Genomic DNA, 3,045 nt, shown 5'->3' on the forward strand with positions numbered 1-3,045 from the left:
GAAGCGGCCAAGCTGGCCCCCGAAAACATCAAGACCGGGGTTTCCATCACCGCCAACGGCAAAACCGTGAACGGCACCTTTACCGCCGATGGCACTGTAGCCGCGAATCAGATGCTGGCCGGGGCAGTGGGCTACGCCAAAGGCCGGAAGGTTACCGGCAGCATTCCCAGCAGGGGCGCGACCAGCTTCCGGCCGGGCACGGCAAGCCAGACCATCGCCGCCGGTCAGTACCTGAGCGGAGCCCAGACCATTGAGGGCGACGCGAATCTGCTGGCAGCCAACATCCGGCAGGGGGTGAGCATCTTCGGCGTGGCGGGCGGTTACGACCCCGGTGCCTGTCAGGCCGCCACACAGGCCCATTTTTATGGGCGGATGGACGATACCGTGGAGGTAAATGCGCCGAGCGGCGTGTGTAAAGTGGCTGCGGTGATGGCCGGCAATCAGTATTATGCCACTGCCCGCATCACGCTCTGGGGCTGGAACGGCGCCGGATGGGTGGAGATCGCCAAAAGTGAGGACTATACCGGAACAGAAGGCAAGGACACCAACGCCCAGTTGGTGGGCGCTTACTCAGGATACAGCCGCTACCGGCTGAACGTTTTTTGCGATGGCGACCAGCGGACAATCGGACTGGGTTGCCTGCAGGGATATTGATTGAGAAAAGGAGAGAAAAAGCAATGAGCGAAGAAAGAGTTCACGAGATTTGCAAGGCGTTTGCCAGCGGCATGAGTGCCGCCCAGATTGCCGAAGTTGAGGGTCTTCCTACTGCACCGGTGGAGCTTATCATCAACGACAATCCCGGCAAGGTTTCTCAGATCAAGGCTTTCATGGTAGAAATGGGGTGGGCTGAATGATGAACGGGATCGACGTTTCCAAGTGGCAGGGCAGCAAGATCGACTGGGCCAAGGTCAAGGCCGCCGGGATTGATTATGCCATCCTGCGGGCAGGCTACGGCTCCTACATCTCCCAGAAGGACCCCACCTTTGAGCGCAACTATGCCGAGTGCAAGCGCCTGGGCATCCCCGTGGGCGTGTACTGGTATGTGTACGCCAAGACCCTGGACGGGATCAAGCAGGAGGTGAAAACCCTGCTGGAAGCCATTAAGGGCAAGCAGTTTGAATATCCCATCTATCTGGACATCGAGAACGAAGCCCAGGCCAGCATGACCAAGGCCGCGCTCACCCAGATGATCGAAACCGGCTGCACCGCTTTGGAGCAGGCCGGTTATTTTGCGGGCGTGTACACTTACACCAGCTTTGCGTCCTACATGGATTATGCGGGCTTGGCGAAAAAGTACACTATGTGGCTGGCCGACTACCGCAAGAACTACAACACCACCCTGACCCGTGACATGCACCAGTACACGAGCACCGGCAACGTGGCCGGGATCGGCGGCCGGGTGGACTGCAACCGGGCTTATGTGGACTTCCCCGCCATCATCCGGGCGGCAGGGAAGAACGGTTTTGAAAAGGAGGACAACACTATGTACAGCGATACTTTGAAGATTGGCCCCGTGAGTGGCGGCGACCGTAAGACCATGGCGGCACTGGCGGAGAGCCTGAATCTGCCCCACTTTGACGCGGGTGACTACATCATTGTTGGCCCGGCCAGCGAGGGTGACCGCAAGCAGATTGTGGCAAAAGCTCAGAGCCTTGGTCTGGGCGTAGAGAACTATCTCCCGCCTGAACCCGAAGAGCCTGAGGAGCCCAAACCGGAGCTGGATCCGACCGAGGTGCTGGAGGCCGTTGCCGCGCTGGACAAGATGCTGGACGATATGGACGGCAAGCTGGACCGGGTACTGGAAAAGCTGGACCTGGTGCAGCAGGCTCTGGAGAACCCCGCCGCCCAGCAGGTGCTGGACAAGCTGGAAAAGGCTGGCGCGGCGCTGGCGGAGTGAGGTGAAGCCGATGGATGAATGGGGCGTAGTTGGGGTGCTTGTGGTGGTGGCCGGGCTGTTTCTCTCGGTGGGGGCGCCGGTGATCCGGCTGAACAGCACCATTACCAAGCTCTCCACCCTGGTGGAGGCGGTGCAGAGCCGGCAGGACCGGCAGGAGCGGGACAACACAGACAGCCACCGCCGCCTGTGGAAACACAACGATGAACAGGATGCGACGCTCAACGACCATGAGACCCGCATCACGATTCTGGAAAGGAAGGATTAACAATGGAATTTATGGGTATCACCGGCGTGGCCGGTATTGTGGTGATCTGCTATCTGGTGGGTTTGGTGGTCAAGGCCACCCCCTGGAACAACAACAAAATCATTCCCATCGTGTGCGGCATGGCTGGTGCGGCGCTGGGTGTGGCCGGCATGTATGTTATGCCTGAGTTTCCTGCGACCGACCCCATCACCGCCGTGGCGGTGGGCATTGTGAGCGGTCTGGCGGCCACCGGCGCCGATCAGGCGGTAAAGCAGTTGAAGCAGTAATGAGAGAAGAAGCCCCCGAGCTACCCGGAAAATCCGGCTGGCTCGGGGGATTTTTTCATTATGGGTACACACATAAGGTACACACTTTTATTTTTCTATCTGCATAATTGTTTGCATATTGCAAAGTTTATTCTATTTTAAGCAAGTATTTTCCCTATAAAAGCATATTATTTCTCATAAAAAAATAAGCGCGGTGGTTCGAATCCCTCTCTTTCCGCCAGAGAAATCCGTAAGCTGAGAGGCTTGCGGATTTTTTTTCGTTCAGAAAAGGTTTTACCGGGGATTCGAACCCGAAAGGGTGATCGCCGTGAAGAAAAGCTGCCAGTGGCAGGTTTTCAGGCGATCTGCGCGCCGGGGCTATGCCCCAAGCGCGGGAAGCTTTGCGCAGCAAAGATTTCCAAATCCCTCTCTTTCCGCAAGAAAAATCCGTAAGCTGAAAAGCTTGCGGATTTTTTTTCGTTCAGAAAAGATTTCACCGGGGATTCGAACCCGAAAGGGTGATCGCCGTGAAGAAAAGCTGCCAGTGGCAGGTTTTCAGGCGATCTGCGCGCCGGGGCTATGCCCCAAGCGCGGGAAGCTTTGCGCAGCAAAGATTTCCAAATCCCTCTCTTTCCGCC

Annotated in this window: 5 protein-coding genes and 1 pseudogene; 5 read left to right on the forward strand and 1 reads right to left on the reverse strand. The window is 57.4% G+C overall.

The annotated features are described in order from the left end of the window. The 5 genes and pseudogenes from EDD77_RS18225 to EDD77_RS17730 all read left to right on the forward strand — a co-directional run. A pseudogene (locus EDD77_RS18225) lies at positions 1-654 on the forward strand (hypothetical protein); the annotation flags it as partial. Positions 655-677: 23 nt separating this feature from the next. Beyond that, positions 678-854 carry a hypothetical protein gene (locus EDD77_RS18230; RefSeq protein ID WP_156417382.1) on the forward strand — a complete coding sequence of 59 codons (177 nt, stop codon included), beginning with the start codon at positions 678-680 and terminating at the stop codon, positions 852-854. Further along, complete coding sequence (locus EDD77_RS17720; protein WP_058965678.1) at positions 851-1,897, forward strand: glycoside hydrolase family 25 protein; 1,047 nt, start codon at positions 851-853, stop codon at positions 1,895-1,897. Before EDD77_RS18230 ends, EDD77_RS17720 begins: the two co-directional genes overlap by 4 nt. 10 nt (positions 1,898-1,907) lie before the next feature. Beyond that, complete coding sequence (locus tag EDD77_RS17725) at positions 1,908-2,162, forward strand: hypothetical protein (protein WP_058965680.1); 255 nt, start codon at positions 1,908-1,910, stop codon at positions 2,160-2,162. Between the two features lie 2 nt (positions 2,163-2,164). Beyond that, positions 2,165-2,428: a phage holin family protein gene (locus tag EDD77_RS17730; protein WP_058965682.1), complete on the forward strand. Its 264-nt coding sequence runs from the start codon at positions 2,165-2,167 to the stop codon at positions 2,426-2,428. Between the two features lie 335 nt (positions 2,429-2,763). On the opposite strand, the gene EDD77_RS17735 is transcribed toward EDD77_RS17730, so the two are convergent. Next, positions 2,764-3,018, reverse strand: a complete 255-nt coding sequence (locus tag EDD77_RS17735; protein ID WP_132587463.1) for a hypothetical protein — start codon at positions 3,016-3,018, stop codon at positions 2,764-2,766. Positions 3,019-3,045: the final 27 nt, after the last annotated feature.

Source organism: Allofournierella massiliensis (assembly GCF_004345265.1).
GTDB lineage: Bacteria > Bacillota > Clostridia > Oscillospirales > Ruminococcaceae > Allofournierella > Allofournierella massiliensis.